This is a genomic window from Rhodococcus jostii NBRC 16295 (genome assembly GCF_001894825.1).
GTDB classification, from domain to species: Bacteria; Actinomycetota; Actinomycetes; order Mycobacteriales; family Mycobacteriaceae; genus Rhodococcus_F; species Rhodococcus_F jostii.
Window position 1 is genome coordinate 1 of sequence record NZ_BCWY01000022.1, and the last position, 26,000, is coordinate 26,000.

Annotated in this window: 21 protein-coding genes and 2 pseudogenes; 8 read left to right on the top strand and 15 right to left on the bottom strand. The window is 66.6% G+C overall.

The features are described 5' to 3' along the window. Positions 1 to 370: 370 nt before the first annotated feature. The 6 genes from RJ1_RS15835 to RJ1_RS15860 all read right to left on the bottom strand — a co-directional run bounded on the left by RJ1_RS15835 (position 371) and on the right by RJ1_RS15860 (position 7,686). Complete coding sequence (locus RJ1_RS15835) at positions 371 to 2,140, bottom strand: DUF4407 domain-containing protein (protein WP_073361375.1); 1,770 nt, start codon at positions 2,138 to 2,140, stop codon at positions 371 to 373. Between the two features lie 397 nt (positions 2,141 to 2,537). Further along, positions 2,538 to 3,560: a zinc-binding dehydrogenase gene (locus RJ1_RS15840; RefSeq protein WP_073361377.1), complete on the bottom strand. Its 1,023-nt coding sequence runs from the start codon at positions 3,558 to 3,560 to the stop codon at positions 2,538 to 2,540. Further along, on the bottom strand, positions 3,536 to 5,137 hold the full coding sequence (phnE, locus tag RJ1_RS15845; protein WP_073361379.1) for a phosphonate ABC transporter, permease protein PhnE: 1,602 nt from the start codon (positions 5,135 to 5,137) through the stop codon (positions 3,536 to 3,538). The genes RJ1_RS15840 and phnE overlap by 25 nt, the downstream gene beginning before the upstream one ends. Then, positions 5,134 to 5,958 carry a phosphonate ABC transporter ATP-binding protein gene (gene phnC, locus RJ1_RS15850; RefSeq protein WP_073361532.1) on the bottom strand — a complete coding sequence of 275 codons (825 nt, stop codon included), beginning with the start codon at positions 5,956 to 5,958 and terminating at the stop codon, positions 5,134 to 5,136. Before phnC ends, phnE begins: the two co-directional genes overlap by 4 nt. After that, a complete protein-coding gene (locus RJ1_RS15855; protein WP_073361381.1) occupies positions 5,958 to 6,929 on the bottom strand; it encodes a phosphate/phosphite/phosphonate ABC transporter substrate-binding protein in 972 nt (323 codons plus the stop codon). The genes phnC and RJ1_RS15855 overlap by 1 nt, the downstream gene beginning before the upstream one ends. Positions 6,930 to 6,957: 28 nt before the next feature. Further along, positions 6,958 to 7,686, bottom strand: coding sequence for a phosphonatase-like hydrolase (locus tag RJ1_RS15860; protein ID WP_073361383.1), 729 nt, complete (start codon positions 7,684 to 7,686; stop codon positions 6,958 to 6,960). Positions 7,687 to 7,794: 108 nt separating this feature from the next. On the opposite strand from RJ1_RS15860, the gene RJ1_RS15865 reads away from it, so the two are divergent. Further along, positions 7,795 to 8,526 (top strand): GntR family transcriptional regulator, encoded by a 732-nt coding sequence (locus RJ1_RS15865; protein WP_073361385.1) that lies wholly within the window; start codon positions 7,795 to 7,797, stop codon positions 8,524 to 8,526. On the opposite strand, the gene RJ1_RS49290 is transcribed toward RJ1_RS15865, so the two are convergent. From RJ1_RS49290 to RJ1_RS15890, 5 genes and pseudogenes are all read right to left on the bottom strand, one after another. Beyond that, positions 8,463 to 8,846 carry a DUF4193 family protein gene (locus RJ1_RS49290; protein ID WP_378381325.1) on the bottom strand — a complete coding sequence of 128 codons (384 nt, stop codon included), beginning with the start codon at positions 8,844 to 8,846 and terminating at the stop codon, positions 8,463 to 8,465. The genes RJ1_RS15865 and RJ1_RS49290 overlap by 64 nt on opposite strands. Further along, positions 8,833 to 11,562: an MGH1-like glycoside hydrolase domain-containing protein gene (locus tag RJ1_RS15875; RefSeq protein ID WP_073361387.1), complete on the bottom strand. Its 2,730-nt coding sequence runs from the start codon at positions 11,560 to 11,562 to the stop codon at positions 8,833 to 8,835. The genes RJ1_RS49290 and RJ1_RS15875 overlap by 14 nt, the downstream gene beginning before the upstream one ends. Further along, positions 11,559 to 13,079 carry an alpha-amylase family glycosyl hydrolase gene (locus tag RJ1_RS15880; protein ID WP_083400831.1) on the bottom strand — a complete coding sequence of 507 codons (1,521 nt, stop codon included), beginning with the start codon at positions 13,077 to 13,079 and terminating at the stop codon, positions 11,559 to 11,561. Before RJ1_RS15880 ends, RJ1_RS15875 begins: the two co-directional genes overlap by 4 nt. 152 nt (positions 13,080 to 13,231) lie before the next feature. Further along, positions 13,232 to 15,061: pseudogene (locus tag RJ1_RS15885) on the bottom strand (glycoside hydrolase family 15 protein); the annotation flags it as partial. A 93-nt stretch (positions 15,062 to 15,154) separates the two neighbouring features. Further along, the gene (locus tag RJ1_RS15890; RefSeq protein WP_073361392.1) at positions 15,155 to 15,553 is read right to left on the bottom strand and encodes a DUF7144 family membrane protein; all 399 of its coding nucleotides are present in this window, start codon (positions 15,551 to 15,553) and stop codon (positions 15,155 to 15,157) included. A 290-nt stretch (positions 15,554 to 15,843) separates the two neighbouring features. On the opposite strand from RJ1_RS15890, the gene RJ1_RS15895 reads away from it, so the two are divergent. The 3 genes from RJ1_RS15895 to RJ1_RS15900 all read left to right on the top strand — a co-directional run bounded on the left by RJ1_RS15895 (position 15,844) and on the right by RJ1_RS15900 (position 18,475). Then, positions 15,844 to 17,292 carry an MFS transporter gene (locus RJ1_RS15895; RefSeq protein ID WP_240320107.1) on the top strand — a complete coding sequence of 483 codons (1,449 nt, stop codon included), beginning with the start codon at positions 15,844 to 15,846 and terminating at the stop codon, positions 17,290 to 17,292. A 485-nt stretch (positions 17,293 to 17,777) separates the two neighbouring features. Beyond that, positions 17,778 to 17,933, top strand: a complete 156-nt coding sequence (locus RJ1_RS46745; RefSeq protein ID WP_162850420.1) for a hypothetical protein — start codon at positions 17,778 to 17,780, stop codon at positions 17,931 to 17,933. A gap of 143 nt (positions 17,934 to 18,076) precedes the next feature. Further along, entirely contained in the window at positions 18,077 to 18,475 is a 399-nt protein-coding gene (locus tag RJ1_RS15900; protein WP_073361396.1) for a DUF7144 family membrane protein, read from the top strand. Between the two features lie 195 nt (positions 18,476 to 18,670). On the opposite strand, the gene RJ1_RS15905 is transcribed toward RJ1_RS15900, so the two are convergent. From RJ1_RS15905 to RJ1_RS15915, 3 genes are read right to left on the bottom strand one after another with little or no spacing between them, the layout of a single operon-like run. Next, positions 18,671 to 19,537 (bottom strand): HD domain-containing protein, encoded by an 867-nt coding sequence (locus tag RJ1_RS15905; RefSeq protein WP_240320109.1) that lies wholly within the window; start codon positions 19,535 to 19,537, stop codon positions 18,671 to 18,673. Continuing rightward, on the bottom strand, positions 19,534 to 19,794 hold the full coding sequence (locus RJ1_RS15910) for a hypothetical protein (RefSeq protein WP_073361398.1): 261 nt from the start codon (positions 19,792 to 19,794) through the stop codon (positions 19,534 to 19,536). The genes RJ1_RS15905 and RJ1_RS15910 overlap by 4 nt, the downstream gene beginning before the upstream one ends. After that, positions 19,791 to 20,081, bottom strand: a complete 291-nt coding sequence (locus tag RJ1_RS15915) for a hypothetical protein (RefSeq protein WP_073361400.1) — start codon at positions 20,079 to 20,081, stop codon at positions 19,791 to 19,793. The genes RJ1_RS15910 and RJ1_RS15915 overlap by 4 nt, the downstream gene beginning before the upstream one ends. Before the next feature lie 1,086 nt (positions 20,082 to 21,167). Between RJ1_RS15915 and dapA the strand changes: the two genes are divergently transcribed. The 4 genes and pseudogenes from dapA to RJ1_RS15935 all read left to right on the top strand — a co-directional run. Then, positions 21,168 to 22,073, top strand: a complete 906-nt coding sequence (dapA, locus tag RJ1_RS15920) for a 4-hydroxy-tetrahydrodipicolinate synthase (protein ID WP_073361402.1) — start codon at positions 21,168 to 21,170, stop codon at positions 22,071 to 22,073. A gap of 195 nt (positions 22,074 to 22,268) precedes the next feature. After that, positions 22,269 to 22,802, top strand: a complete 534-nt coding sequence (locus tag RJ1_RS15925; protein ID WP_143049033.1) for a hypothetical protein — start codon at positions 22,269 to 22,271, stop codon at positions 22,800 to 22,802. A 92-nt stretch (positions 22,803 to 22,894) separates the two neighbouring features. Continuing rightward, positions 22,895 to 24,046, top strand: coding sequence for an esterase-like activity of phytase family protein (locus RJ1_RS15930; RefSeq protein ID WP_073361538.1), 1,152 nt, complete (start codon positions 22,895 to 22,897; stop codon positions 24,044 to 24,046). A 430-nt stretch (positions 24,047 to 24,476) separates the two neighbouring features. After that, positions 24,477 to 25,415, top strand: a pseudogene (locus RJ1_RS15935) (alpha/beta fold hydrolase); the annotation flags it as partial. A 129-nt stretch (positions 25,416 to 25,544) separates the two neighbouring features. On the opposite strand, the gene RJ1_RS15940 reads toward RJ1_RS15935, so the two are convergent. Further along, on the bottom strand, positions 25,545 to 25,985 hold the full coding sequence (locus RJ1_RS15940; RefSeq protein WP_073361406.1) for a nuclear transport factor 2 family protein: 441 nt from the start codon (positions 25,983 to 25,985) through the stop codon (positions 25,545 to 25,547). Between the last annotated feature and the right edge of the window lie 15 nt (positions 25,986 to 26,000).

A 26,000-nucleotide genomic window follows, 5' to 3' on the forward strand; every position in this document is an offset into this window, starting at 1 on the left:
GCAGTATTCCCTCTAATGCTGCCACCGCGGCGGGGTCGTGGGGTCTAGACCTTCGGCGCGGGATACCGATCGAACGTCTTGACGTGACAGTCCTGCAGCTGCGCAACCCCGCTGGAGCACCGTGACCACCCATGACGACACTGCTGTGCGGTTGCAGAACGATGCCACCGACTCCTCCACTTCACACCGTCACGAGTTGCCGCGTGGAGCGCGACCAGTAAACGACGCCTGCCACCGCAAGTGCCACTGCTACGTGGTCACCCGCGGCGGCGCCCCATTCCCGTTGGTCAGGCGGAGGTATAGGGGGCGGATCGGTATCGTTTCGGAGCTGGACGATCTGGGATCCTGCTGACGACCCTGTCGCGCCGCTTCAGACTCCCGGCGGCAGCTCCCGTGGGCCCTTCCGTGCAGTCAGTGCGTGGCGGGCCGCCGCGGTGAGTGTGGGCGAGTCGTCGTGGTCTGATGCCGGCTCCAGCGAGTCCGGCAGCCACTCGGGCCTCGATCCACCGTGTGGGGGCTCGGCGATGCGGGTCGCGGTCACCCGAGTGGGTGGTGACTGTTCGACGCTCTCCTCGGTCGGCTCACCGACCGGTGTCGAGGTGCTCTGCTGCTCGTCCACGGTCACCGTGCGGCGGCGGGTGTAGCTGACGCTGACTTCCTCGAATTCCTCGACGAGGGTCCGCCGGGTGTGGCCGACCGCCCGGGCGAGGATCGGCGGCACGAACGGGCGGATGATCTCGGTGACGGCACTGGTGATGTCCGGTATCGGATTGCCCAGTGGTAGAGCTGGCAGCACGCCGAGCGGCCCGCTTCGGCGCTGCACCACCGGCGCTGTGTCGACCGGCACGGGCAGGTTCTCGGTGTCGGTGTCGTCGGTCTCCGGCCCCGCCGGGGGCTCGTCGGTGGTGGACGGCGCGGTGAGCGCCGCCGCGGTCAGCTCCGCCAGCGGCGTGGGCTCGGTGAGACCTCCGGACGAATGCAGTGCGTGTGACGGTGCGGTGAGTTCCCCGCCGTGTGCCGCCACGATCCGCCGCCGCTGCCGTTCCCGGGCGATCGCGGTCTCGGCCTCGGCGGCGAGACGGTTGGCAGCCAATTGCTGCTCCGCCCACAGGGCCTCGGCGGCGGCCCTGACCTCCGCCCGCTTCACGGCGATCGCGGTGTCGGCCTCGCGCTCTGCCCGCTCCCGCTCTGCATGGGCGGCGTCGCGGCGATCCTGCTCGGTTTCACCGCGCCACAGCTCGAGCACCAGCGGCAGCAGGCTCAGCACCGCAAAGAAGGCGATGGTGGCCAACCGGAGGATCAACGTTCCGGGGTGGCCGACCGTGTAGTCGTGCATCGCCGTCCACCGCGCGCCGAGGCCGCGGTTCAGGTCCGGCGGCGCCGCGGTCTGCGCGGCGGTGAGACCGTCGGTAGCCTGCGCGATGTCGGCGTCGAGGCCGGGTGCTTCGCGGTCGCGGGTCGCGAGGGCGGAGTCGAATTCCTGCTGGGCGTCGGCGAGTAGTTCGTTGGCCGTGCGTGTCTCGGGTCCGGCGCCGGGCACACCGGTGATCTTCTCCGGCGGGCAGGCCGGGGACGGGTTGAATTCGCAGCGGGCGACGACGAGCGCGTCGTCGCGCTGCGCGCGGGCGTCGCGCAGCGACTCGTCGAGACCGGCCCGCTGGGCCCGCAACCGGTCCAGGGTCTGCGCCGACTGCACGATCTCCGGGTCCGCGGCGACCTGCGCGGCGGCCCGGTCATCGAGTGCCCGGTCGATCGATCCGGCGACGATGCCGAGGAATGCCAGTTCACCGAGCACCGCCCCGACGAACAACGCAACCGCCGCGCGGCCCACCCACCCGGACCACCGAATCTGCCGCCCGCTGGCAAGGGTGCGGGCCAGGGCGCCCACCAGCAGACCGAAGATCAGGGTGAACGGCAGAAGCGCAAGGACTGGCCAGGACGTCGCGGCGGCGACGGCCATGGTCGCAACCAGCCAGGCGAGTAGTCCGTTGACAAGCACGACCAGGCCGGCGACCTGGTACGTGCTGCGCTCGACGGGTTCCGTGGTCTCGTGCGAGTGGCCACCGCCCAGCCAGAGGACAGACGTGCCGATAGTGGATCCTGTGGTGCGGGGCGTGCTGTGTGTTCGATGAGTGCTCATGGGACTCCGAAGGTCATTCCGGCGGTCCGTCCAGCCTCGCAGACACCTCCCGGACCCGCCTCCCGCCGCGCGCCTCCCGTGAGGGTTTTACCCAGGGTTCACACTGTCGTGGTGTCAGGCGAACGGTGCCTTGATGCCAGGCGAACCTGCAGCCACCTTGCGGCTCGAGATCTATCGGCGAACGAAGCACAAGACGATCCCGTGATGTCGATCGCGTCATGGAGGGCGATGGAGGGGGATCATGGAGGTGCGAGATCATCTCGCCCGTACACGGGCTGTCGGTGGATGATCAGATGTGGTGATCTGTGGCGTTCTGCTGCACCGGACCGCGAGCGAAGTTGTGCGCACTGCGCGGCGCAACCGGCCGGCCTCAGCCTTTCCGGCGCTTGCCGCATCCTCATGGTGCGATCGAGGCTCGGAGGATGTTGGGGGGTGGCGGGGCCATGACGGTCGCGATGTCGTCGAGCGGGACCGGCTCTGCCACTAGGTCTTCCCAGGGGAACTGTTCGCTGGTGCGGGTCAGGAACGCGACAGCGTGGGTCAGATGCCGGGGCTCGTAGTTGTGGACGCCGGTGATGGTCAGCCATCGGCGCACGACCGCCTCGGGATCGACCGCGATTGCGGGTCCTGGACTGACGGAACCTGCCAGGACGAGTCGTCCGCCGATGCCCAGGCGCCCGAGCGCGCCGGCGACGGCATCGGCTGATCCCGAGAAGTCCACCGCGACATCGACGTCGGTACCGTCGTCGTCCTTTGCTCCGAATCGGTGTGCCAGTGTGAGCCGTTGCGGGTTGATGTCGGTGATGCGCACGTGGGCGCCGGCCTCGGCGCAGGCAGCTGCTGCGGTGACTCCGAGCATGCCGGCGCCGCAGATCAGGACACGTCGACCGGTCACGTCGCCGGCGGCGTCGAGGGCGGCCATGACCGTTGCGGTTGCGCAGGCGGCGGGCGCTGCCACCGCGTCGGGCAGGTGCGGGGGAACGGGCACGATGGTGGTGCCGGGCGGCAGAATGATGTGCTCGGCGTAGGAACCGCTGAGGGCCCAATCACCCTCGAACGCCTCGTGACCGGTCTTTCGGACATTCGTGCATTTCGCGGTGAAGCCGACCCGGCAGCGGGGGCAGTGTCCGCATGCGACGGTGACCGACCACACGATGCGTTCACCGACGGTCACCGATTCCCCCGCGGCGTCGCCGCCGACCGCGATTACGTGACCGACAGCTTCGTGACCGAGGATCGACGGGCATGCGCCCGGCCGGCGACCGCTCACGGTGTGCAGGTCGCTGCCGCACACCGTCGCCAGCCCCACCCGCACCAGCACCTCACCGGGGGCCAGGAGCGGGACGGGGACATCCCGCACGGTCATGGTGTCGCCTGTCCATATGGCGGCGCGTGTCACACGAGGAGCGATCTGATCCACCCGGAGATCCTTTCGATGAGGTAGACGATGACGAAGATGATCACGACGATGGCGCCTGCCACCTGGAAGTTCAGTGTCCGAATCGCTTCGAACAGTAGGAATCCGATACCGCCGGCGCCGACGATGCCGAGGACGGTCGAGGTTCGGATGTTGACGTCGAGCAGATACAGGCTCGAGCCCACCATGGCGGGCACGGCCTGCGGGACTACCGCGGCGAACACTGTTTTCCACCATCCGCCGCCGACGGATGCCACGGCGTCGAGCGGTCCGGAGTCGATCTCTTCGACGGCGTCGGCGACCAGCTTGGCGAGGAACCCGATCGATCCGATCGCGAGGGCGCAGGTGCCGGCGACGGGGCCGAGGCCGAGTGCGGCGACGAACACGACCGCGAGGATCAGTTCCGGTACGGCTCGGACGAGGAGAATCCACGATCGAGCTGCCCAGTACACTGCGGGATGCGGAGAGATGTTGCGGGCGGCGAGGATTCCGACGGGGATCGACAGGACGATGCCGATGGCCGTGGACACCACACCGATCGCCACGGTTTGCACCGCCGCATCCACCAGGTCGGATCCGAGCGAGGCGAAGTCGGGCGGCGCCATGCGGGTGAACACCTCGAGCGACGGCCCGATCCAGGTGAACAAGGTGCGCGGATCGAGATCGAGCACGACGAATGACGCCGCGCACGAACCGACCAGGATTGCGGAGAATCCGAACCGCATCAGCCGGTCCCGGTGCGGTGAGGACGATGAGGGGCTCAGCAGCATGCGGCGGACGATGATGGCCACAGCTTCCATCACGGCGATGATCAGCAGAATGACCAGGACGATGCCGAGCGCGCGCGGATAGATCAAGCCCCGCAGGGCGTCCTGCAGCGCGAAGCCGATACCGCCGGCGCCGACGAAGCCGAGGACGACGGACATGCGCAGGTTGATGTCGATGCGGTAGACGAAGGTGCCGATCCAGGAGGGCATGACCTGGGGTATCACCGCGTTGATCATCTCTCGCAGGTAGCCGGCGCCGGTGGCGCGGACCGCTTCGCGGGGCCCTGGGTCGGTTTGCTCGATCGCATCGGCGAAGAGTTTGCCGAGCATTCCTATCGAGTGCACGGCCAGCGCCAGGATGCCCGGCAGGACACCGATTCCCAGCGCCCGCACGAAGAGCACGGCGAAGAGCAGGTCGGGCATCGCACGGCAGAAGGTGATCACCGCGCGAGCGATCGCGTACACCGCGGGATGCGGGGTGGTGTTGCGTGCGGCGAGGAACGCCAGTGGAACCGATGCGCCCGCCGCCAGAACCGTGCCGAGCACGGCCATGAGCAGCGTCTCGACTGCGAGGACCCAGACACGTCCCGGATCGTCGACCCGCGGTGGCAGCATTCGCCCGAGCAGACGCGCGACATCGTCGAGTCCGTCGATCAGCGTGCCCGGCGCGAACTCGATATACCGGGCGGATACGACGGTGGCTACCAGAGCGATCACCGTCAGGGCGGGCAGCAACCACCGCCGACGGCGATCGCCGTGGCCCGGGTGGGCGGCGGCAGTGCCGTTGTGTCGTGCATGGAGAGTCGCGATCATGTCGATCCTGCCGTCGCCGTCTCGTGCGCAAGGCCGGGGTCGACGCGCTGGTAGATCGCCATGACCTCGTCTCGGGTCATGCCGACCGCGGGACGATCGAGCACTTTGACACCGCCCCGCAGGCCGACGAGCCGGTGCGCCCACCCGAGCGCGAGGTCCACCTGGTGCAGCGTGCATACCACGGTCAGTTTCTCCTCGATGCAGACGCGGAAGAGCAGATCCATGACGACGCCGGCGTTTTCGGGGTCGAGCGAGGCGACGGGCTCATCGGCGAGGACGATGGTCGGGCGCTGCATCAGCATCCGGGCGATCGCCACCCGCTGTTGCTGCCCGCCGGAAAGCGTGTCCGCGCGCCGCTCGGCGTAGTCGGCGAGGCCCACGCGGTCGAGGTGTGCCATCGCCTCGGTGCGCATGCTCCTCGGGTAGGTCAGTGCGCCGTATCGCGGCACGTGCAACCGCCCGAGCCCGCCGATGAGAACATTCTCGAGGCAGCTGAGACGGCCCACGAGGTTGAAATTCTGAAAAACGAATCCGACGTCCTTGCGAAGCTCACGGATCCGCTTGCGCGTCGCGAGATCGACACGGGTACCGGTGACGTCCACGCTGCCCGACGTCACCGGGTGCAGCCCGTTGATGCAACGCAACAGCGTCGACTTCCCGGACCCGGACAGTCCGAGCAGGACGAGCATCTCGCTGCGATGCACATCGAGCGAGACGCCCTGCAGCGCCGTGGTGGCGCCGAAGGTCTTGGTCACCTCGCGCACGGCGATCACGACGTCGTCCCCCGCGCCGTGATCGTGCCGACTCGGCCCGGTCGTCATCAGCCCCGGCACTTCTCTGACCCGGTGACCTCGCAGACGTGGCGGACCCCGTCGTAGTCGGAGTCCTGCGCGGGCACCACACCCCACGCGCGCTCGTCGGTGATCCGGCAGTCGTCGGAGCAGATACCGTCGGCCCGGAACGCCGCGGCGTTCATCTTCTCGCCGAAGATCGTCTTCAACTTCTCGATCGCCTCGGTGCCCAGTGCGTTGCTCGCCGTGAACACCGATCCGGCGATCGTCTCGGACTTCCAGACCGTCTTCATCTCGCCGGGCGTCAGTTCGCCCTTGTCGATCATCGTGTTGTCCACCATCGTGTCGAAAGCGAAGCCGGCGTCGCAGTCGCCGTTCTTCACCGCCAGGGCGGAGGCGTCGTGGCCTCCCGCATAGATCGGGGTCAGCGCGGCCGAGATGTCGGACTCCGCACCGGAGGAGATCACCCCGTCCTCGATGAGACCGGCTGTGGGATAGAGGAATCCGGACGTAGAGCTCGGGTCGACGAAGCAGACCGTCTTGCCGGCGTAGTCGGCGAGACCGTTGACGGAGTCGTTGTCGGCCTGTGCGATGCCGTACGACTGGTATCCCGGCTTGCCGCCCGCGTCCTTGACGACGGCGCCGAGCGGCGTCATCTCTGCGCCGTTGATACCGGCGACCACATAGGCGAACGGTCCGAAGAAGGCGAGGTCGACATTGCCGGCGATGATGCCCTCGACGACGCCGGCGTAGTCCGACGCCTGCACGAACTCGACGGTGGACCCGGTCTCATGCTCGAGCCGTTCGATCACGGGGTCGTAGCTGGCCTTCAGGTCGGTCGAGTTCTCAGCTGGAATCGCTGCCAATGTGATGGTCTCGGGAAATCCCTGGGCGTTGAGTGCGTCCGAATCGGATCCTGATCCGGAGCAGCCGGCGGCGACGAGAGCCGCGGCGGAGGCCACCGTGAGAGCGGCGACCCGCCGACGGGTGCGAATGATCATGGGTGTGTCCTTGTCATCGAGAGGGGAGTCAGGCGGGAAGGATCAGGCCGGGGAGATCGGCAACGGAGGCGAGGATGTGGGTGGCCCCGGCGCCGCGCAGGGCGTCGGCGTCGTGGGCGCCGGTCAGTACGCCCGCGACGATCGACGCGCCGGCGCGGCAACCGGACACGATGTCACTGGTGGTGTCGCCGACGACCGCGACCGCGGCGGCGTCGTCGACGTTTGTGCGGAGGGCGGCGGTGAGAACGAGATCGGGGTGTGGACGGCCGCGGACGCCATCGCCGGGGGCCAGGACGGCATCGGCGACATTGTGCCACCGGAGGGCATCGAGGATCCGGCGCTGGGTCGAGGAGCTGAATCCGGTGGTGAGCGCGACCTTGACACCGGCCTCGCGCAGCAGGCCAATGGTGTTGGCGGCGCCCGGGATCGGTGTGACGCCGTCGGCGACGAGATCGTCGTACGCGGCTTCGAAGGCGCGGTTGGCCTCCTCGGCGCGACCGTCGGTACCGAAGAGTGCGCGGAAGACCTCGATCTTCGACTGGCCCATGGTGTCGAGAACATATTGCCGGGCGTCTTCGCGTTCGGGGCCGATGGCGGCGAGGCCGACGGCCGACGCGGCGGCGTCGAACGCGCGGACCACCAATCCGTCGTCGGCGACCGTGGTTCCGGCCATATCGAGGACCACGAGTGCGATCTGGCTGAGCGGGGGAGTGGGCGACACCGCTGCAGCGGAGTTCTGTTCTGTCGAAGTGGGCATGACGGAGACTGTGCGTGCTGGTCTAGACCAGCGAGGGTGGATTTCCTGAACGACACGTGAACAATGAGGAACAAGCTGGTCTAGACCACGCGGTGCTAGGGTTCTTCCATGTCAGTCGATGACCGACCCCGCGTCCTCAAGCATCAGGTCGTACGCGGCAAGCTGGATGCCCTGCTCGACGGTCTCAGCGCCGGCGATGCCGTACCCTCCGAGCGAGTCCTGGCCGAACGCTACGACGTCGCCCGCGAAACGGTGCGGCAGGCCATGCGTGAACTGCTCGTCGCCGGCCGCATCGAACGCCGCGGCCGCACCACCGTTGTGGCCACGCCGAAGGTCGTGCTCCCGCTCGCTATGGGGTCGTACACCGAGGCCGCGCTGGAGATGGGCCTGCGCGCGACGCGCATCCTGGTCGATTGGACGGCTATGACGGCAGACGAGGAACTCGCAGGCGTCCTGAACGTCACGGTCGGTGCACCCGTCGTCCAGCTCGAGCGCGTGTTCACCACCGACGGTCTCCGGGTGGGACTCGAGACGACCCGTCTGCCCGCCGACCGGTATCCCGGCCTGCGCGAGACCTTCGATCACCGATCGTCGCTGTATGCCGAACTTCGTTCCCGCGGAGTCGAGTTTCACCGAGCGGTCGACAGCATCGAGACCACCCTGCCGGACGCACGGGAGGCCGCACTTCTCACCGCCGACACCCGAACCCCGATGTTCCTGCTCAACCGTGTCTCCTACGACCGGGACGACATCCCCATCGAGCAGCGCCGCTCCCTCTACCGCGGCGACCGGATGACCTTCACCGCGGTCATGACGGCCCATTCGTCCGATCGGTCCTGATCCGCCGACATGTGAACAACCCACTCGTGGGCGGCGCGGCGGCTGTAGTGATGGGCCAGGAAGCAACTGGTGCAGGTGAATTCGTCCGACCGTTTCGGGATGACGCGGACGGTGAATTCTATGCCGGACAGGTCGGCGCCGGGCAGCTCGAAAGACCCTGCGGTGTCGGTGTCGTCGCTCGCCTCGAACACGGCGACACGGTTCGGCACCGAATCCCGGCGCCATCGCCGAACACGCTCCGATGGGCGGGAGCACCGATATTCGTCGGCTTCTGTGCTTTCGGCGGTGCCCGGATGTGCGGTTGAGTCAGTCGCGGGGATGTCGGGTGCGGGAGGAAGGGGCGTCGGCCCCCGCGATCCATGCGCCGCGGCCGGGTGGGTCGAGGACCAGGTCGGCCACGAGCGCGGTCCAGCCGGTCTGGTGGGACGCGCCGAGTCCGGCGCCGTTGTCGCCGTGGAAGTATTCGTAGAACAGATGGTTGGACTTCCAAGCGGGGTCGGTCTGGAGTAGTTTCTCGCCGCCGTTCACCGGCCGGTTTCCTTCGGCGTCCGGCAGCCAGATGCCGACGAGGCGGTCGGCGAGGTCGTCGGCGATCTGCCGGAGAGTGAGGCGTCGCCCAGAACCGGTGGGGTAGTCGATGGTGAAGTCGTCACCGAAGAACTGTGCATACTGCAGCAACGCCCGGATCACGAGGTAATTGACGGGGAACCAGACGGGGCCCCGCCAGTTCGAGTTGCCGCCGTACATCGCGGTGCGGGACTCGGCCGGCTGGTAGTCGATCACCGCGTCCGGTGTGCCCGGCAGGGTGTACGGCGACTCGAACTGCTTGGACAGCGAGCGCAGCCCGTGCGGTGAGAGGAAGGCCTCTTCGTCGAAGAGTGTCGCTAGCACGGTCCGGAGCTGCTGCTCCGTCAGCACCGACAGCAGCAGTCGGCGCTCGGCGTCGGTGGTCCGCACCCGCCACGACTGATCCGCGTTCCTTCCGTTCGCGCGCACCATGCGACCGAAACGCTTGCTCAGCCGTTGCACTCGTTCCGAATTGCGCTCGGGAATGGACACCGCCACGAGGACGGGTATCACGCCGACGAGCGTCTGCACGCGGATCGGGGTGGCGTTCCCACCGGCGTCGACGAGCCGGTCGTAGAAGAATCCGTCGTTCGGGTCGTACAGCCCCGATTCGTCGAGCGCCTCCTTGATCAGCGCGAACTGCTCCAGGAACTTGACGACCATGTCCTCGTAGACGTCGTTGCGGTCGGCGAGGGTGAGGGCGAGGAAGAGCATGGTGGCGGAGTAGTAGGCCAGCCACCCCGTCCCGTCGGCCTGTTCCAGCCGGACCCCCGGCGGGAGGTGGGAACGGTCCAGGGGACTGATGTTGTCGAGTCCGAGGAAGCCGCCGCCGATGAGATTGTTCCCGTCGGGGTCCTGGCGATTGAGCCACCAGGTGAAGTTGATCAGGAGTTTCTGGAAGACGCGTTCGAGGAATTCGACGTCCTCGGCGCCGTCGATGAGGAACACCCGCAGTGCCGCCAGGGCGTGAACGGGCGGGTTCACGTCGTCGAAGCTCCATTCGTAGGCGGGGAGGGCGCCGTTGGGATGGAGGAACCACTCCTTGAGCAGCACGATGAGCTGGTACTTGGCGAAGGCGGGATCGAGATGTGCCCAGGGGACCGTGTGGAATGCGAGGTCCCACGCGGCGAACCAGGGGTATTCCCACGGGTCGGGCATCGCCAGGAGGTCGAACGAGTCGAGGTGCCGCCACCCGGTGTTGCGCCCGCTGCGGTGTCCCGGAGGAGGCGCCGGTTCGGCGGGATCGCCGTCGAGCCAGGTCGTCATCCGATACGGGTACATCTGCTTGCTCCAGATCAGACCGGCGCACGATTGCCGGAGGATCCGCATGCGTTCGGGGTCGGTGTCGCTCGGGGCGAGGGTGCGATAGAACTCGTCGGCGTCCGCGTGCCGGCGGGCGAGGACATCGTCGAACGCGGTCGTCGACCAGGACGTCGATTGTGTTGCGGGGCTGGTCGGCTCGGGCCGCCACAGGCGCAGTCGCAGCTCGACGGTTTCCCCGGCGGCAACCGTCAGGTGATAGCGCCACGCCGCCTTCGTTCCTCGCATGTCGGGGTTGACGGTGTCGGCGCCGGACACGACGTGGTCGTTGATTCCGTCCTTCGGGAACGGGCTGATCGGCGCCGCACCGAACAACCGGGCGGTGTTGGTTTCGTTGTCGCAGAACAATGCTTCGGGTCGCGTGCCGTCGCTCGCGGGGGCGGCCTCGAGCCGATACCCGCCCAGGCGCGGGTGGTCGACGGCGACGGCGTCCCCGTCGAGCGCCAGACCGGGGATCTCGGCACTCCCGGACGAACGCCACGTGTTGCGGAACCATGCCGTGGGGAGGACGTCGATGTCGGCCTCTTCGGGTCCGTGATTCTGGACGGTGATGCGGGCCAGCACTTCGGTGGGACCGGCCTTCGCGTAGGTGACGTCGACAATCCAGAAACGCCCGTCGTCGAACACCCCGGTGTCCAGCAGTTCGAACTCGAAGTCGCCGCGGCCGCGGCGGGCGTTCTCGTCGATCAGCTGCTGATAGGGGAATTCGGCCTGCGGGTAGTGGTACCGCCACTGGAGTAGTGCGTGACTCGGAAGGCCCTCGAGGTACCACCAGTACTCCTTGGCGTCCTCACCGTGGTTGCCCTGCGGACCGGTGAGACCGAACATTCGCTCCTTGAGGATCGGATCGGCGCCGTTCCACAGCGTGAGCGCCATGCAGAGGTCGTGGTGGATGTCGGACAGCCCGGCCATGCCGTCCTCGTTCCACCGGTAGGCGCGGGAACGGGCGTGGTCGTGGGGGAAGTACCCCCAGGCGTCGCCGCTGTCGCTGTAGTCCTCGCGTACGGTGCCCCACGCCCGCTCCGACAGGTAGGGACCCCACTCGTACCACGGGTTCGCCGTGAACAGGTCGTCCTCGGCCCGCCCGGTGGCCTCGGCGAGGCGCGCGTGTTCCGCCGAGGTACGTCCGTGGGATGCGTGCTTGCTCATGGGTGCTCCTCTGGCGAGTCGATACGGAACAGGTGCCACTGCCACGGACCGAGCTCGACGTACAGTCCGTCGCAGAGGTCGGTGCCGGCACGATCGAACACGACGTCGTGGGTGGGGTCGACGAGCCGGCATGGCACCCCTCGCAGGTCGTGCCACGGAACGCGCACGGAGCCGATCGCGGTGTCGGGGCCCAGGTTCACCACGACCAGCCATCGACGATCGCCGTCCCAGCACCACGCCACCAGATTCTCGACACTGTCGTTACCGGGCCGGCCCGGGCGGTCGCACAGTTGCCAGGAACCGGTCCGGAACGTGATGTCCCCGAGTGCCGTCAGAAGCGAGCGGAAGAACGCGGACCGCTCGGCGTCACCTGGCTCTTCGGGGAAGCGCCCGAGGAATACCGGCAGCCGTGCACGTCGGCCCTCCATCTGGCCTTCGTGCACCAGACGCGCTCCGGTCTGGGTGAGCGTCGCCACCGCTGCGGCGTTCGCCTGTGCCGGATCGAACACCATCGCGGCCCGGGGCTCGTCATGATTCTCGAGGAAGCGCACCAGCTTCTCCTGGTAGTCGAGATCGGCGAGGAGATGGCCGGCCACCTGCTTGGCGTCCCCCTGAACCAGCCGGTCGTAGAGACGCTTGTCGTAGCAGAAGTCGAAGCCCTGCTGCTGCAGCGCCCACTCCAGGTCCCAGTACGCCTCGGCGATGAAACGGAACGTCGGGTGGCTTTCGCGCACCGCGGGAATCACGGTCGGCCAGTAGTCTTCGGCGGGAGCGTCGCCGGCGCGGTCGCCCCACGTTCGGGCGAAGACATCGTTCATCATGAGCATCGCCATGTCGCAGCGGACGCCGTCGCACTGGTCTGCGATCCGGCGGAGCGATTCCACCACCGCCGACCGAAGATCCGGGGAGAAGGCGTTGAGCTGTACGACGTCGGGCCACGCCGGGAAGTAGGGATCCCGCCCGTTGGCCAGCACTCGGCCGGCGACATCGACGAACGATGTGGCGTCGTGTCGGAGATCCGCGGCGGTGCCCTGCACGAAGCGCTCCGGATGAGTTGTCGTCCAAGGGTGGTCGGGTGCCACATGGTTCGGGACGAAGTCGAGGATCAAGCCCAGCCCCCGTCTCGCGAGGGCTGCCCGCGCCGCCGCGAGTCCCGCCCGGCCGCCCAGATTCGGGTCGACCTCGTAGTCACGGATGCAGTAGGGCGAACCGACGACATCGGAGGGAACGTAGTCGTCGAGCGTCGCCTCGAAGGTGGAGACCAGTTCGTCGTCGGCCAACGCGATGGCGACACCCGCCGGGCTGCGCTCCCACACGCCCATCAGCCACACCGCATCGAAACCGAGGTCTGCGATGGCGTCCCACTGCTCGTCGGGCACGCTCCCGAGACGGACGCGGCGACCGGTGTCGGTGCTCAACCGGTTCAGCCACGGCCACGTGTTGATCTCGTACAGGAAGGGATGGGTCACCGACCGGCGCGACGCCGCGCCCTCGCCTTCCTCAGATGCGACATCCACGATGAAACGCCCTCTCCGTCGAAGAAAATCTGCGAGGAAATGAAATCGTCGATCCGAGCATCACGATCGCGGTCCACCGACGCGGCTCACCCACTCGGTGTGGGCGCGTTATCCACACGCTCGGTCCGCTTCACGGAATATCCACCTGTACTTCATGCCGGCGTCATCTGGTCCGTCGAAACGTCTGGTGGTTCGGAATCGACTTCCCGCGATTCGCATTCGGCACCGGCAATGGCGTACGCGGCGCCGATGAGCGTGAGATGGCTGAACGCCTGCGGGAAGTTGCCGACCTGCCGGCGTCGGCGGACGTCATACTCCTCCGCAAGTAGGCCCAGATCGTTGCACAGGGCGATGAGCCGCTCGAACAGGGCGCGGGCGTGGCCGGTGCGCCCGTTCAGGGCCAGCGCGCTGACCAACCAGAACGAGCATGCGAGGAACTGCCCTTCGTCGCCGGGCAAACCGTCATCGGTCTGTGCCGTCGAGTAGCGCGAGACGAAGCCGTCGCGGCCGAGCTCACGGGTGATCGCGTCGATCGTTCCGGTCACGCGAGCATCCGAGCCGGGCAGGAAGCCCACGATCGGAATGGTGAGCACGCTCGCATCGAGCTCCTCGGACCCGTAATACTGCGTGAAAGTGTTTCGCTGCCTGTCGAACCCATGGGCGCAGACGTCGCGGTGGATTTCGTCGCGTACCTCCCGCCACCGGTCGATGGGGGCGGGGAGTTCGAACCGTTCGGCCAAGCGCACGGCCCGGTCGAAGACCACCCAGGCCATCACCTTGGAGTGGGTGAAATGCCGGCGAGGCCCTCGGGTCTCCCAGATGCCGTCGTCGGGTTCGCGCCAAATGGTTTCGATGTGCTCGATGAGCTTCTGCCAGCGCGGCCAGCGCCGGGGGTCGATCCGGCCGAGGATCTCCGCACCGGAAAAGAGCATGCCGACGACCTCGCCGTAGACGTCGAGCTGGAACTGCTCGGATGCCGCGTTGCCGACTCGGACCGGCTGGGAGTCCTCGTAGCCGGGGAAGCCGTCGAGTTCGAATTCGGTCAGGCGCCGCTCCCCGCTGATTCCGTACATGATCTGGATCTTCTTCGGATCGCCCGTCCCGACGCGCGTGAGGAAATCCCGGAACGCGAGCGCCTCGTCGGTGTATCCCGCGGCGAGCAACGCCTCGAGGGCGAGCGCGGAGTCACGCAGCCAGCAGTAGCGATAGTCCCAGTTGCGCACTCCCCCGACATCCTCGGGTAGGGAGGTCGTGGGCGCGGCGACCATGCCGCCGGTCTTTTCGTAGGTCATCGCCTTGAGCGCGATCAGGGAGGTCAGCACCTGGTCGCGGTAGGGGCCTGAGTACACGCAACGCCCACTCCACTCCCGCCACCAGGCCTCGGTGCGGGCCAGCGCCGAATCGACGTCCTCCATCGTCGGTGCGTCGTCGAAGGACGAGTGCCAGCACAGAGTGAACCGGGCACGGCCACCCTCGGTGACGACGAAATTGGCGCCGATCGTACCGTTGTCGATCTGCAGTGGCACCGGTGTGCAGAGGCGGAAGGTGTCCGGTCCCGCGGTCGCGCGGACGCCGTCCGGTTCCGGCTCGACCCACGGGGAAATGGAGCCGTAGTCGGGGCGAACCACCAGGTCCATCCGCATCGGTACCCGGCCCCGGACACCTTGGACGATTCGCATCACCCGGGGTGGACCGTCGCCGCGCCGCGGCATGAAGTCGATGATCCGCACCATGCCGTCGGCGGTCTCGAAATCCGATTCGAGCACCAGCGTCCCCGGACGGTAGCGGCGAGCACTGACCCGCGCCTCGCCGACCGGGGAAAGGCTCCAGCGGCCGTGCCGTTCGTCTCCGACCAGTGCGGCGAAACACGACGCGGAGTCGAAGCGCGGCAGGCACAGCCAGTCGATGGCGCCGTTGCAGCCGACCAGAGCGGCTGTCTGCAGATCCCCGATGAGTCCGTAGTCCTCGATGCGCATGACAGATCTCCCGAACCTCGGATGTTTCCCTGATGGTCGAAAAGCGTTGCGATGCGGTTCACTTGATGTTCATCGATACGGTGGGTGCGGCGGCACCGTTCAGGTGTCCGCTGAATTCCACCTCGACACGGCCCAGATCACGACCGCGTTCAGGGCGATGATCGTGATCGCCCACATGGGGTAGTAGGGCAACCAGAGGAAGTTGACGAAGATCGACACAGCGCAGATCACCATGGCGCCCAATCGTGCCCACGTCGCACCGGTGAACAGCGCGACACCGATGGCGGTGACGATCGCGCCGACGATCAGGTGAGTCCATCCCCACGCGGTGAAGTCGAACTCGTAGGTGTAATCGACGCCGGTGACGAACACCTCGTCCTTGGCGATCGCGGACAGTCCCTGGAGGACTTCGAGCACGCCGACGGTCACGAGCAGGACCGCCCCGCCCATCGCGGTCCCTTGTGCCACACCTTGTTTGACTAACGAATCCTCGGACATGACGTTCCCTTCCCGGGACGAGTGAGAAGATGGTCTTCGAGGCCCAGTGTCCTCCGAGCGGGCAGGTAATGGAGGAAAATTCACAACCCCGCAACATTGCCGCTCGGCGACCACAGGAAGGTCCGGTCACCGAACCCCTCGGCTCCGCATCACCGCCCGGCGAACTCGTCCGGCGGGTAACATCATTCACGTCGAATTCCCCGAGCACGGCGCATGTTCGCGCGGGCCCATTGCGTGAAGACTGTGCGCCTGAGTCGATGTCACGGCCGCCGACCCGGAACAGGTGCGAGGTGGCTCCACGAGACGATGCAGCTCACCGCTCGGCCGCTCTCCGCCGGGTTCTGATCCCGCTGGCACTGGCCCAGTTCATCTGCAGCTTCGCCGGCTCCAACATGAACGTGATGATCAACGACATCAGCGAGGACCTGGACACCAGCGTGCAAGGTGTGCAGGTCGCGATCACCATCTTCCTGTTGGTGATGGCGGCGCTGATGATCCCCGGCGGCAAGCTGACCGACAAGTACGGGCGGAAGCGGTGTTTCACCGTCGGCCTGGTCATCTACGGAGTCGGTGCACTGATGAGCGCGGCAGCCCCGGGCCTGGGTGTGCTCATCCTCGGCAACTCGATCCTCGAAGGTGTGGGCACGGCGCTGCTGATCCCGCCGGTCTACATCCTCACCACGCTGCTGTTCACCGAGGTCACCTCACGAGCCCGCGCCTTCGGTGCGATCAGCGCGATGGGAGGAATCGGCGCGGCCGCCGGGCCGCTGATCGGCGGCCTGATCACCTCGGCGATCAGTTGGCGGGCGGCGTTCGTGTTCCAGGCCCTGGTCGTCGCGGCCATCGTGGTGCTGGCCCGGAGCATCACCGATCCGCTTCCGCCGGACCCCACCCGTCCGTTCGACACCGGCGGGGCGATCCTCTCGGCAGTCGGCCTCGTCCTGATGGTGACCGGAATCCTCGCCGCGGACAACAACGCCTGGCTGATGATCACCCTGATCGTTGCCGGTGCCCTCGTGCTGGTGTGGTTTTTCCGCTCGGTGCGGGACAAGGAACGCGCCGGCACGGAACCGTTGCTGTCGACCGCACTGTTCCGCAACCGCACTTCCAATCTGGGCCTGGTCACCCAGAACACCCAGTGGCTGCTGCTCACCGGGGTGTCGTTCGTGGTCGCGGCCTACCTCCAGGTCGTACGCGGCTACGACGCGATCGAGACCGGAGTAATCTTCACCGCCGAAACGGCGGGTCTGCTGGCGGCCTCCCTCGCTGCCGAACGGTTCGCGAAACGGCGCGCGCAGCGCACCCTGATCCTCGCCGGCTTCCTCGTCGTGATCGGCGGCATAACCGTCCTGCTGGCGCTGGTAAGTGGCACCCCGAACGTCTGGGCGTTCGCGCCGGGACTGCTGCTGATCGGACTGGGTCTCGGTGTCATGCTCACCCCGTCGGTCAACGTGGTGCAGTCGGCCTTCGCCGACCACCTGCAGGGCGAAATTTCCGGCCTCTCACGAAGCGTGTCGAATCTCGGCTCGTCCCTCGGCGCCGCGATCGCCGGTACCGTCCTCGTCGCCGGAATCACCGCCACCCCCGAGCGCTCGTACGCGCTCGCCATGGTCGTCCTGGCGGCGGTCGGCGTGGTCGGGCTCGCCGGCGCCGTGTTCCTACCCCGCACGCTGGCGCCGACGGGCTCGGCCGCACCTCCTTCCCCGGACGGCGACACTCCGAGACCACACCGGACGTAGCGCTGCAAAACAGACAGACAGCGAGCGATTCGGCGACAGTGCGGTAGTCTGGGTCCTCGATCACAGCGTTGCATCGAGCCACCTGTTGGCGAACTGTTTGTTCCCTGAATTGTTTTGGCTTCCTGAGCGCAATCCTGGCTCCTCAGCCGGTCGGTGTTTCGACTGCTGGGCCCGGGCCCGATTTCCGAGATCGCGTCCTGCATCGGTATGCCGCTGTTCCGGAATTCTTCCCCCCGTGTTCGTCTCCCGGACACCCCTGGTCCCGGCGTCGGACCTATGATGTTCAGGTGCGGGATTTCGCACGTACCCAACCGAACTGGCTCGGCGCAGTGTTGCCGTACGGTGCCGGTTACGGCGCAGTGGACACGTAGCGTGCGACATCACGTGCGGCGACGGCGCTCACTCGGGCTCGTCGGGTGCGGGCCGACTGGGGTGTCCGGGCAGTTCCCGGATGTGTCCCAACTACTCAGGAAACGTAGGCATCGATGACCGACATCCCCGTCGGGTATTCGCTCCCGCAGCAGTTGCCGGCGCGGGCGGTGACCACCGAATGGATCAAAGCCCATCTCGCGCGGATGGATCACGCCGATCCGTTGCTCGCCGGGGACGAGGCCCGCGCGGCACGCGACCCGCACAACTGATCGGCGGCGATGCCGTGCGTGGTGTCGGGATCATCGGCGTCCCCGTCGCATGTGGGGTAGCGCGCACCCGTCGATGCCCGCAGCTCCGTGGATCATCCTTTGTTGTGCCAGGCCATTTCGCAAGTTGACGGAAAGGAACGGTCATGTCCGTGGATTCGCAGGTCAAACAAGGTGTGGCAAAAGGAACGTCGATTGGTGGGGCGGTCCTTCTCGTCACCGTAGGCGTGCTGGAATTCTTCCAGGGAATCTCCGCGATCGCCAAGGACGAGGTGATCGTCACCGGTGTCGAGTACACCTTCAAATTCGACATCACCGCCTGGGGGTGGATCCATCTCATGCTCGGGGTGATCGTCGCGGGTGTCGGTGCAGCGTTGTTCACCGGGGCGGCCTGGGCGCGGCTCGCCGCGATGACGATCTGCGCCGTGTCGATCTTCCTGAACTTCCTGTGGTTGCCGTACTACCCGTGGTGGTCGATCACGATCATCGCCCTGAACGCCGTCGTGATCTGGGCGGTCGCGACCTGGAATCCCGACCAGGTCTGAGCCGCAACACCGGATCTCTCCGCTCGAAGGGCCACGAATCGAATAGTCCGACAACATTTTCCATCCGGAGGGGCGTGGTGCCTGTTCATCGGGACTGCGGCGCTACGGGCTGGTGTTCGGGCGCCACCCCACCGGTCTGGTCTTGCTGGCTCGTTCTCCGCACGCTGCTCGCGTCCTGGGCCCTGGGCGGCGGACTCACTCCAGCCCCAGGCGGTGCTCGACGCGGCCGGCGGCGGCCCGCAGATACGGCACCCGTTGTGAGTGGGCGTGGGCGGTCGGCGAGTCGGAGCCGTGTCTGTCGTTCTTCTCGCGCAGCCGCTGGTCCAGACTCAGTGCCTCGCCGTGCGGCCCGGTCGTCTGATCGGCGGCCGTCAGCGCGTCCGAGACCGCATCCTCGACGAAACCGAACTGGATCAGTTGATCGCCCAGGCCAGTGACCGCGGCGACGAAGCGGGCGCCGGAATGATGTGCGACCAGGTCGCAGAGCCGCGCCGGCCACCCGTGGGCTCGCAGGTAGTGGGCGCCGTCGAGCGGGTGGAACCCGGATTGCCGTAGCTCGGCGGCGTAGCCGATGTCGTGCAGCCAGGCGGCGGCCACCAAGGTGTCTCGTTCGGTGGCCGGGACGGTGGGTGTCAGGGCCAGCGCGCGGGCGGCGACTCCCGCGCTGTGGTCGGCACGCGCGGGCTCGCGGGCCAGAACCTGCAGTGTCAGCGCCTGCGCGTGAGCCACCAACGTCGACCCGCGCTCACCGCCGGGAGGTGCCGATCCCGGCCGTCGTCCCGGCCACGCGCTGTTCATCGGATTCAGCGCGACATTCCCGAGTATGTCGTCGATGGCGTCGTCCTTGCGCGAGTGCTCGCGGGACGGCTCGCCGGGTAGTTTGACCACCCAGTTCCCGCCGTGTATCCGCTCCGTCTCCGCGAGCACGGTGTCGTCGTGGGCGGTGAGGACCACGCGGTTGCCCTCGTCCCGCAGCATGTACGACGACCTCTCGTCCTGGAGATGCATCAGCCGGATGAGCTTCCCGGTCTCCGGGTGCACCGTGCGCCCGTCCCACTTCATGAATTCCATCCTTTCGGTGGTCGCGGAGATCCGTCGATCTGGAAGTGCAGGTGCGGGGTGCGCCGCGCCCGCGAGCGGTAGGCGTCGGCGATTTGTTCTTCGGTGCAGCCGATGTGCCGGGCGCACTGCGCGGCAGTCAGGTAGGCCTCGCGGTCGTCGTTCGAGACCGCAGCTCCGATCTGTTGCAGCGCCCACATCAGGCCCGCCAGGCTCGGCCGCCGGTTCAACGGGTGGGGCGTCCTCTTCGCTGTGGTCATCGGTTCGTCCCCTTCTGGTGCATGCCGACCTCGCCCACGACCCGCCGCAGCTGGAGGATCGCCTCGTCCTTGAACGGCTCGAAACTCACCACCTGCCGGAACAGGGGGGCCAGAGTGACTTCCCAGCCCGCAGTCGGGGAAACGAATCGCGCGGTCGCGATCAGTAGTCCGGTCGCATCCAGCGCGTCCACACGCCGGGCGCTGAGGCGCAGCCGCATGGGGTCGGTGATCTGGTTCCCGCGCAGGGCGAACATCGTGTACTCCCGTGTCACCTCCGACCCGGTCATCCGAGGCAGTCTGGGTCGTCGAAATGCATTCTGCCGCATTGTTGTTGAGGTGCTAGAATTGATAGTCGCGAGTGCGACGAGGACGGTGTGTGAGTTCATTGCTGGGCTTCGTCTGTCGGTGATTCGGGTGGAGGAGACGGCCCCGAATCGCGAATGAGGTTCGACATTCGGTCGTGGCTGAGCTCGTCATCCGTGGGTGGCGGCCTGAAGCGGCCGTAGCGAGTCAGTGCACTGCTGGGAGTTGGCGATTCGTTGCCGATTCGACGACTGCCGGTGGCGGGGCCAAGTGCGTGTCGAGGTCTGCCGTGCCTTTCTTCGAGGGTGATGTGTGCCGTCGGCCGTTGGCGTCGAAGCGCCGAGGGACGTCGCGGTGCTGTCCATGTTGTCGCCGTCCGCGATGGCCGTCCGCCATAGCTGTAGCGGTTGGATGTCCGAGACTCGTTGTGCTCGTGTTATCTTCGGTCATTCGCCGCGCGCGGCGGGAGTACGGCCTGGCCGGGTATGCTGGTTGCGCCGAAGTCCGGTGCTGTGATGCATTCCACAATACCGCCCCGGGACCAAAGATACTTATCCTGACGGGACGCAACTCTAATCATTCTGAGACAGGTGGCGAAGCTTTCCGTGTCCCGATCACCGCTGTCGACCAGGTACTCGATAATGGTCACAGGTGCCCGCGCGTGGTGTTCACGGTCCACGGTGGGTTCCGTTTTTGCCCGCACCCTTTTAAGGGTGAGGTGTGGCGTTGACGAGGTGGTGGTCGTGGCGGTGCACACTTGCGGTTGTGAACTCGGTGGAGGAGGCTCGCCAGATGTCGCTTGTGACGGCGCGGCTGATCACACGGTTCCCGTTATCGATGGCCACGACGAACGGCACCCCACCACGAGGGGGCGAGAGCAGCGGCAGGAGCAGCGAGATTAGGATCCGATCCAGGACCTGACCCGACGAGATTGATGATCGGCGACCGCTCACGAGGTGCTCTCAGTCCGAGACCTGCGTCGTTGTCCGCGCGACCCTGGTCGGTTGCCCACAAGTGAAGAACCGGTTTCGTCAGGGCTGTCGCCGGTTCGTGGCGCATAGACTGGGGCAATGACCGTCTCGTCAGCGCCTATCGCTCCGTTCGGCCGCGTACTTACAGCGATGGCTACGGCGTTCACCGTGGATGGTGAGCTTGATGAGGAGGCGACTGCGCGGATCGCCCTGCATTTGGTCGATCACGGACATGATGGACTTGTCGTCTCCGGGACCACCGGTGAGTCGGCTACGACGACCACCGGCGAAGATGGTCGGATACTGCGTGTGGTCAAGGATGCGGTGGGCGACCGCGCGAAGGTCATCGCCGGGGTGGGAACGAACGACACCCGGCACACTCTGGAATTGGCGCGGCAGGCTGTCCTGCATGGTGCTGACGGGCTGCTGCTGGTGACGCCGTACTACAACAAGCCGAGCCAGGGCGGTGTACTGCAGCACATTCGCTACGTCGTGGATGCCGTCGATGCTCCTGTCATGCTCTACGACATTCCCAGCCGGGCGGGCACCAAGCTGGCACCGGCGACATTCGAGGCGATGGCGGAGTGGCCGTCCGTGGTCGCGGTCAAGGATGCCGCGGGAGACCCCACGCAGGCGATCATGCTGCGTGAATTGGGCTATGCGGTCTATTCGGGAGACGACAGCCTCACGCTGGGCTTCCTCGCATACGGGGCATGCGGGGTTGTCTCGGTTCTCGGTCACGTGGCAGGCGATGAGATCCGCGCGATGATCGAGGCCTTCATGTCGGGGAACGTCGGAACGGCCCGGGAGATCAATGCCCGCTTGCAGCCGGCGTTGCGTGCGGTGATGGGTGTCCCCAATTACGGCGCGACCACGGTCAAAGGGGCGCTGCAGTTGCTCGGTGTCCTGCAGAGCAGAACCGTGAGGTCCCCGCTACTGGCCCTCGACGACGACGAGTACGAAGCGCTTCGGACGGGGCTGTCGGCTTCAGGGTTACTGCGCTGACAGGGCTGAGTCATGAACTCGGACCTCGACGCCGTGGTCCCACCGCGGGCGCTTCTGTGCGGCACTGCACGGGTCGAGTTCGTCGACGGGGTGCCGGACGCTCAGCCGAAGGTATACACCGTTTCACTGATGAGGTGGCATCGTCTTCGGCACCACTGCACTGACCTCGTAGGCAACGTCGGATATTGTCACGCGGTGAAGTCGGCGGCGTCGTGGTTGCGTTCGTCTTTGTGGTCGTCGATGGTGCTGGCGGTGGCTTTGAGCGTCACGGGGTGTGTGGGGGCTGTCGACCGGGCTGATTTCGATGCCGCGATGCAGTCCAGGGGCGGCGGTATGACCACTTCGCTGGTCCGTGACGGGCTCGCGGCACTTTCCGCCCGGTACGGCGTTGCCGAGGTGCAGGTGACGAGTGTGGATGTCGCGCCGGTCGAGACGCTGGATGTGACGGTTCGGAATCCTGCGAAGCCTGATCAGCTGGACCAGTACACATTTGACGGCGAATGGCTGAGCGACCCGAGTCCGGTGATGGTCTCTGCTCTGGAGGATCTCGACGCAAGGGCGTTCCGGATCGGTGATGTTCCCGCGCTGGGTCGTGTCGAGGCTCTGGTGGATGATGCCCTCGCACACAGTGGTGTCGATGGTGGCAGGGTGACCGGTATCTCGGTGAACCGGACGGAGGGATTCTGGCCGACGGTGATGGATGACTCGCCGCCGGTACTGCACATCTAATCTTCGGGGATCGAGTCGGGTGAAGTCGGAAACGCACCGTGCGTTTGCAGGGTTGACCGAGCGTGTTCATCCGGCGGATCTACGGTCACGCCATGAGGTCTGGATCGAGATGTCTGGCGTTCGTGGTGCCGCTGTTACTGCTCGGGGGCGGGTGCGCGAGCACCGACGGCGATACTTATGGTGGCGAGGCGACGGTGCGCCATCTCGATTCGATGACCGTTCCGGATGGATCGATGCCTTTCGGTGTCCCGTTCGGCGGCATCTCCGGAATCGACTACGACCCAACATCCGATCGGTATCTCGCGATCAGCGACGACCGTGCCGAAAAGGGGCCGGCACGCTACTTCGAACTCGGCTTGCCCATCGACGACTCGGGCCGGTTCACCGCAGAGCAACCCGACATCCTCACAATGACCGCTTTGGCGAACAGCGACGGGCAACCCTATCCGGCGAAGGGCGTTGATCCCGAGTCTGCCCGGCGCGATCCGGACAGCGGGAACATCCTGTACAGCAGTGAAGGGGACGCGTCGAAGTTGCTTGCCCCGTTCGTGCGGGCTGCCACTGCGGCTGGCACCGTTGTCGAGGACTACCCGTTGCCGCCCGCGTATCTTCCGGTCGCAGGACCCGACGGTGCGCAGGTCGCCGGCGTCCGTAACAACCTGTCGCTGGAAGGACTCACCATTTCCGCCGACGGCACTCGCATCGTGGCCCTCACCGAAAACGCGTTGACGCAGAACGGCCCCATCACGGGAACCGACTCCGCCAGCCCTGCCCGAGTCCTGTTTCTCGATCTCAACTCGGGCGAGCCCATCGACGAATTCGTCTACAGCGTCGACGCGATCGGTGGGCCCTACCCCGACGTCACCGACGCGACAGGCTACACGCAGAAGGCGGACCGGGGCGCCTCGGAGATCTTGGCCGTCAGCGACACCGACTACATCGTCGTCGAACGCGGCCTGATACCGGGCCGGGGTAATACCGTTCAGTTGTTCCGGGCCACCACGGCCGGCGCGACGAGCATTCGCGGAAAGGACCGTATCGACGGCACCGAGACACCGATGCCGAAGACGCTGCTGTTCGACTTCGCAACGGTCGGGATCAATCCCGACAACGTCGAAGGCATCACGTGGGGCCCGACGCTCCGTGACGGGTCCCGGACTCTCCTGCTCTGTTCCGACGACAATTTCAACGCCGTGGGCGGACAACACACGATGTTCCACCTCCTTGCAATCGAGGGTCTGTAAACCGGGAATCTGCGGATCGCGAACTGCGCGTTCCAGCTCAATCTGCACAGCTCATGTGTGGCGTCGACCGACGGGCCGGCTGCGCCTCGATCTGGGCGCAGGCCGCAGCGGTACCGGCGTAGATCGCGCCGATCGGCCCAGTATGAGGGTGGGTCCGAAGGTTCCCTCCCACAACGTGATTGATGTTTCCGGGAAGTCGATGAGGATCAGCGGATCGGTGTAACGGTCGTGCACCGCGCCCACGTCGCCGACGACCGCTTCACCGCCCGGACGAGTGCAGTGCCGGTCTCCCGGGAAACAGTGACCATCTCACCCTGGGTGGCGGAACGGTCACCCGCGGGTGTTTCCGGACAGCACTCGGGGTGCTTACTTCCTGAGCCGACGCGACGGACAGTAGAACCTGTCACCGCAAACAGGACCGGAGGGCGGCATGTCGAACGCGATCACCACCCCGGACCCGGTCGAGCGTAGAACCACAGTCTCGGCTGACGACGATGTTTCGCTTGCGGTTCGCGAGTACGGCCCCACCGACGCCCCTGTGACCATTGTCCTTCTGCACGGCCATTGCCTGAGTACCGAATCGTGGTCCTTGGTGCGGGATGACCTGATGCGGCAGTACCGCGACGCCCGGATCGTCTGCTACGACCACCGCGGACACGGCGATTCCGCCGAGGCGCCAGCCCGGACTTACACGCTCGAGCAGTTGGGCCGCGACCTCCACGTGGTGCTCCGCGCCGTCGCTCCCACCGGCCCCGTCATCCTGGTCGGCCACTCCATGGGTGGGATGACAGCGCTGACGTATGCCCGCCGGCATCCGCACGAGATCGGCGCCCGCATCGTCGGGATCGGTTTGATTGCGACCGCCGCGAGCGGTCTGGCTGAGGCAGGATTTGGCCGACTGCTGCGATCACCCGTTCTGTCCTGGATCCAGGGGGCGGTGCGCCGAGCTCCGACCTCCATGGAGCAGGTGAAGCGACTGGGCTGCAAGGTATTCGCGCCGGTGATCCGCGGGGCTGAATTCGGTGACCGGAAGGTCAGCCCGCGCGTCCTCGCACTTGCCAGCGCGATGCACGATGAGACCCCGATCGTGACGATGGCCAGCTTCCTGAGCTCGTTCATGACCTACGACGAGTCCGGGACGCTGCCCGCACTCTCAGCGATTCCCACGCTCGTGCTGTGCGGCTCCGCGGACCTGATGACGCCGCCCACCCATTGGGTGGCAATCGCCGCGCAGGTCGAGGATGCCGATTTCGTATGCGTCGACGGCGCCGGCCACTCGGTGATCCTCGAGCAGCCCACCCCGGTCGCCGAGGCGATCGCTCGCCTCGTGACCCGTGTGCGGTGCCGCGAACCTGGTAATTACTGCCTAATCGGTGCGCTGTTCGAGCAGGATGCTGCTCGGCGCGCTCGAGGTCCAGGCCCCGGAGACGCCGTTCCTGTGATCAACCCCGTTGCGTCGCGCGCCAGGTGGGAGTCAGGGGAGGGGACGCCGGGGAGGTCAGGGTGGTGGCCAACCGACGGCGTCGAAGACAGCGATCGGATCGAGGTAGTCTCGCCAGTGCGAGATCTCGCCCTCGCGGAGTGTGAGCACGGAGATGTATCGGTTGGAGTATCGGCGTCCGGTGCCCACGACCTTGCCTTCTGAGGCGTACTCGAGCACCACAACTCCGGTGGTGGTGTCGTGGTGGACGGCCAGATCGAAGCAGCGGTCGAGAACGATGGTGGTGCCGTAGGGGCGGTATAGCTCGGCGACTGCGGAACGGCCCTCGATGTGCCGCGGGTACCCGGGGACGGTTATCACGTAGTCGACGGTGATGTCTTCTGCGAGGAGGTCGAAGAAGTGTCCGGGCTGGACCAGTCCGTGCAGGCCCTGCTCGATGATCCGAAAGAACGGTTCCAGTGCGGCGAAGTCCGCGAGGTCGGCTATGGGTGCCTTCACGATGCCGAGTTTACG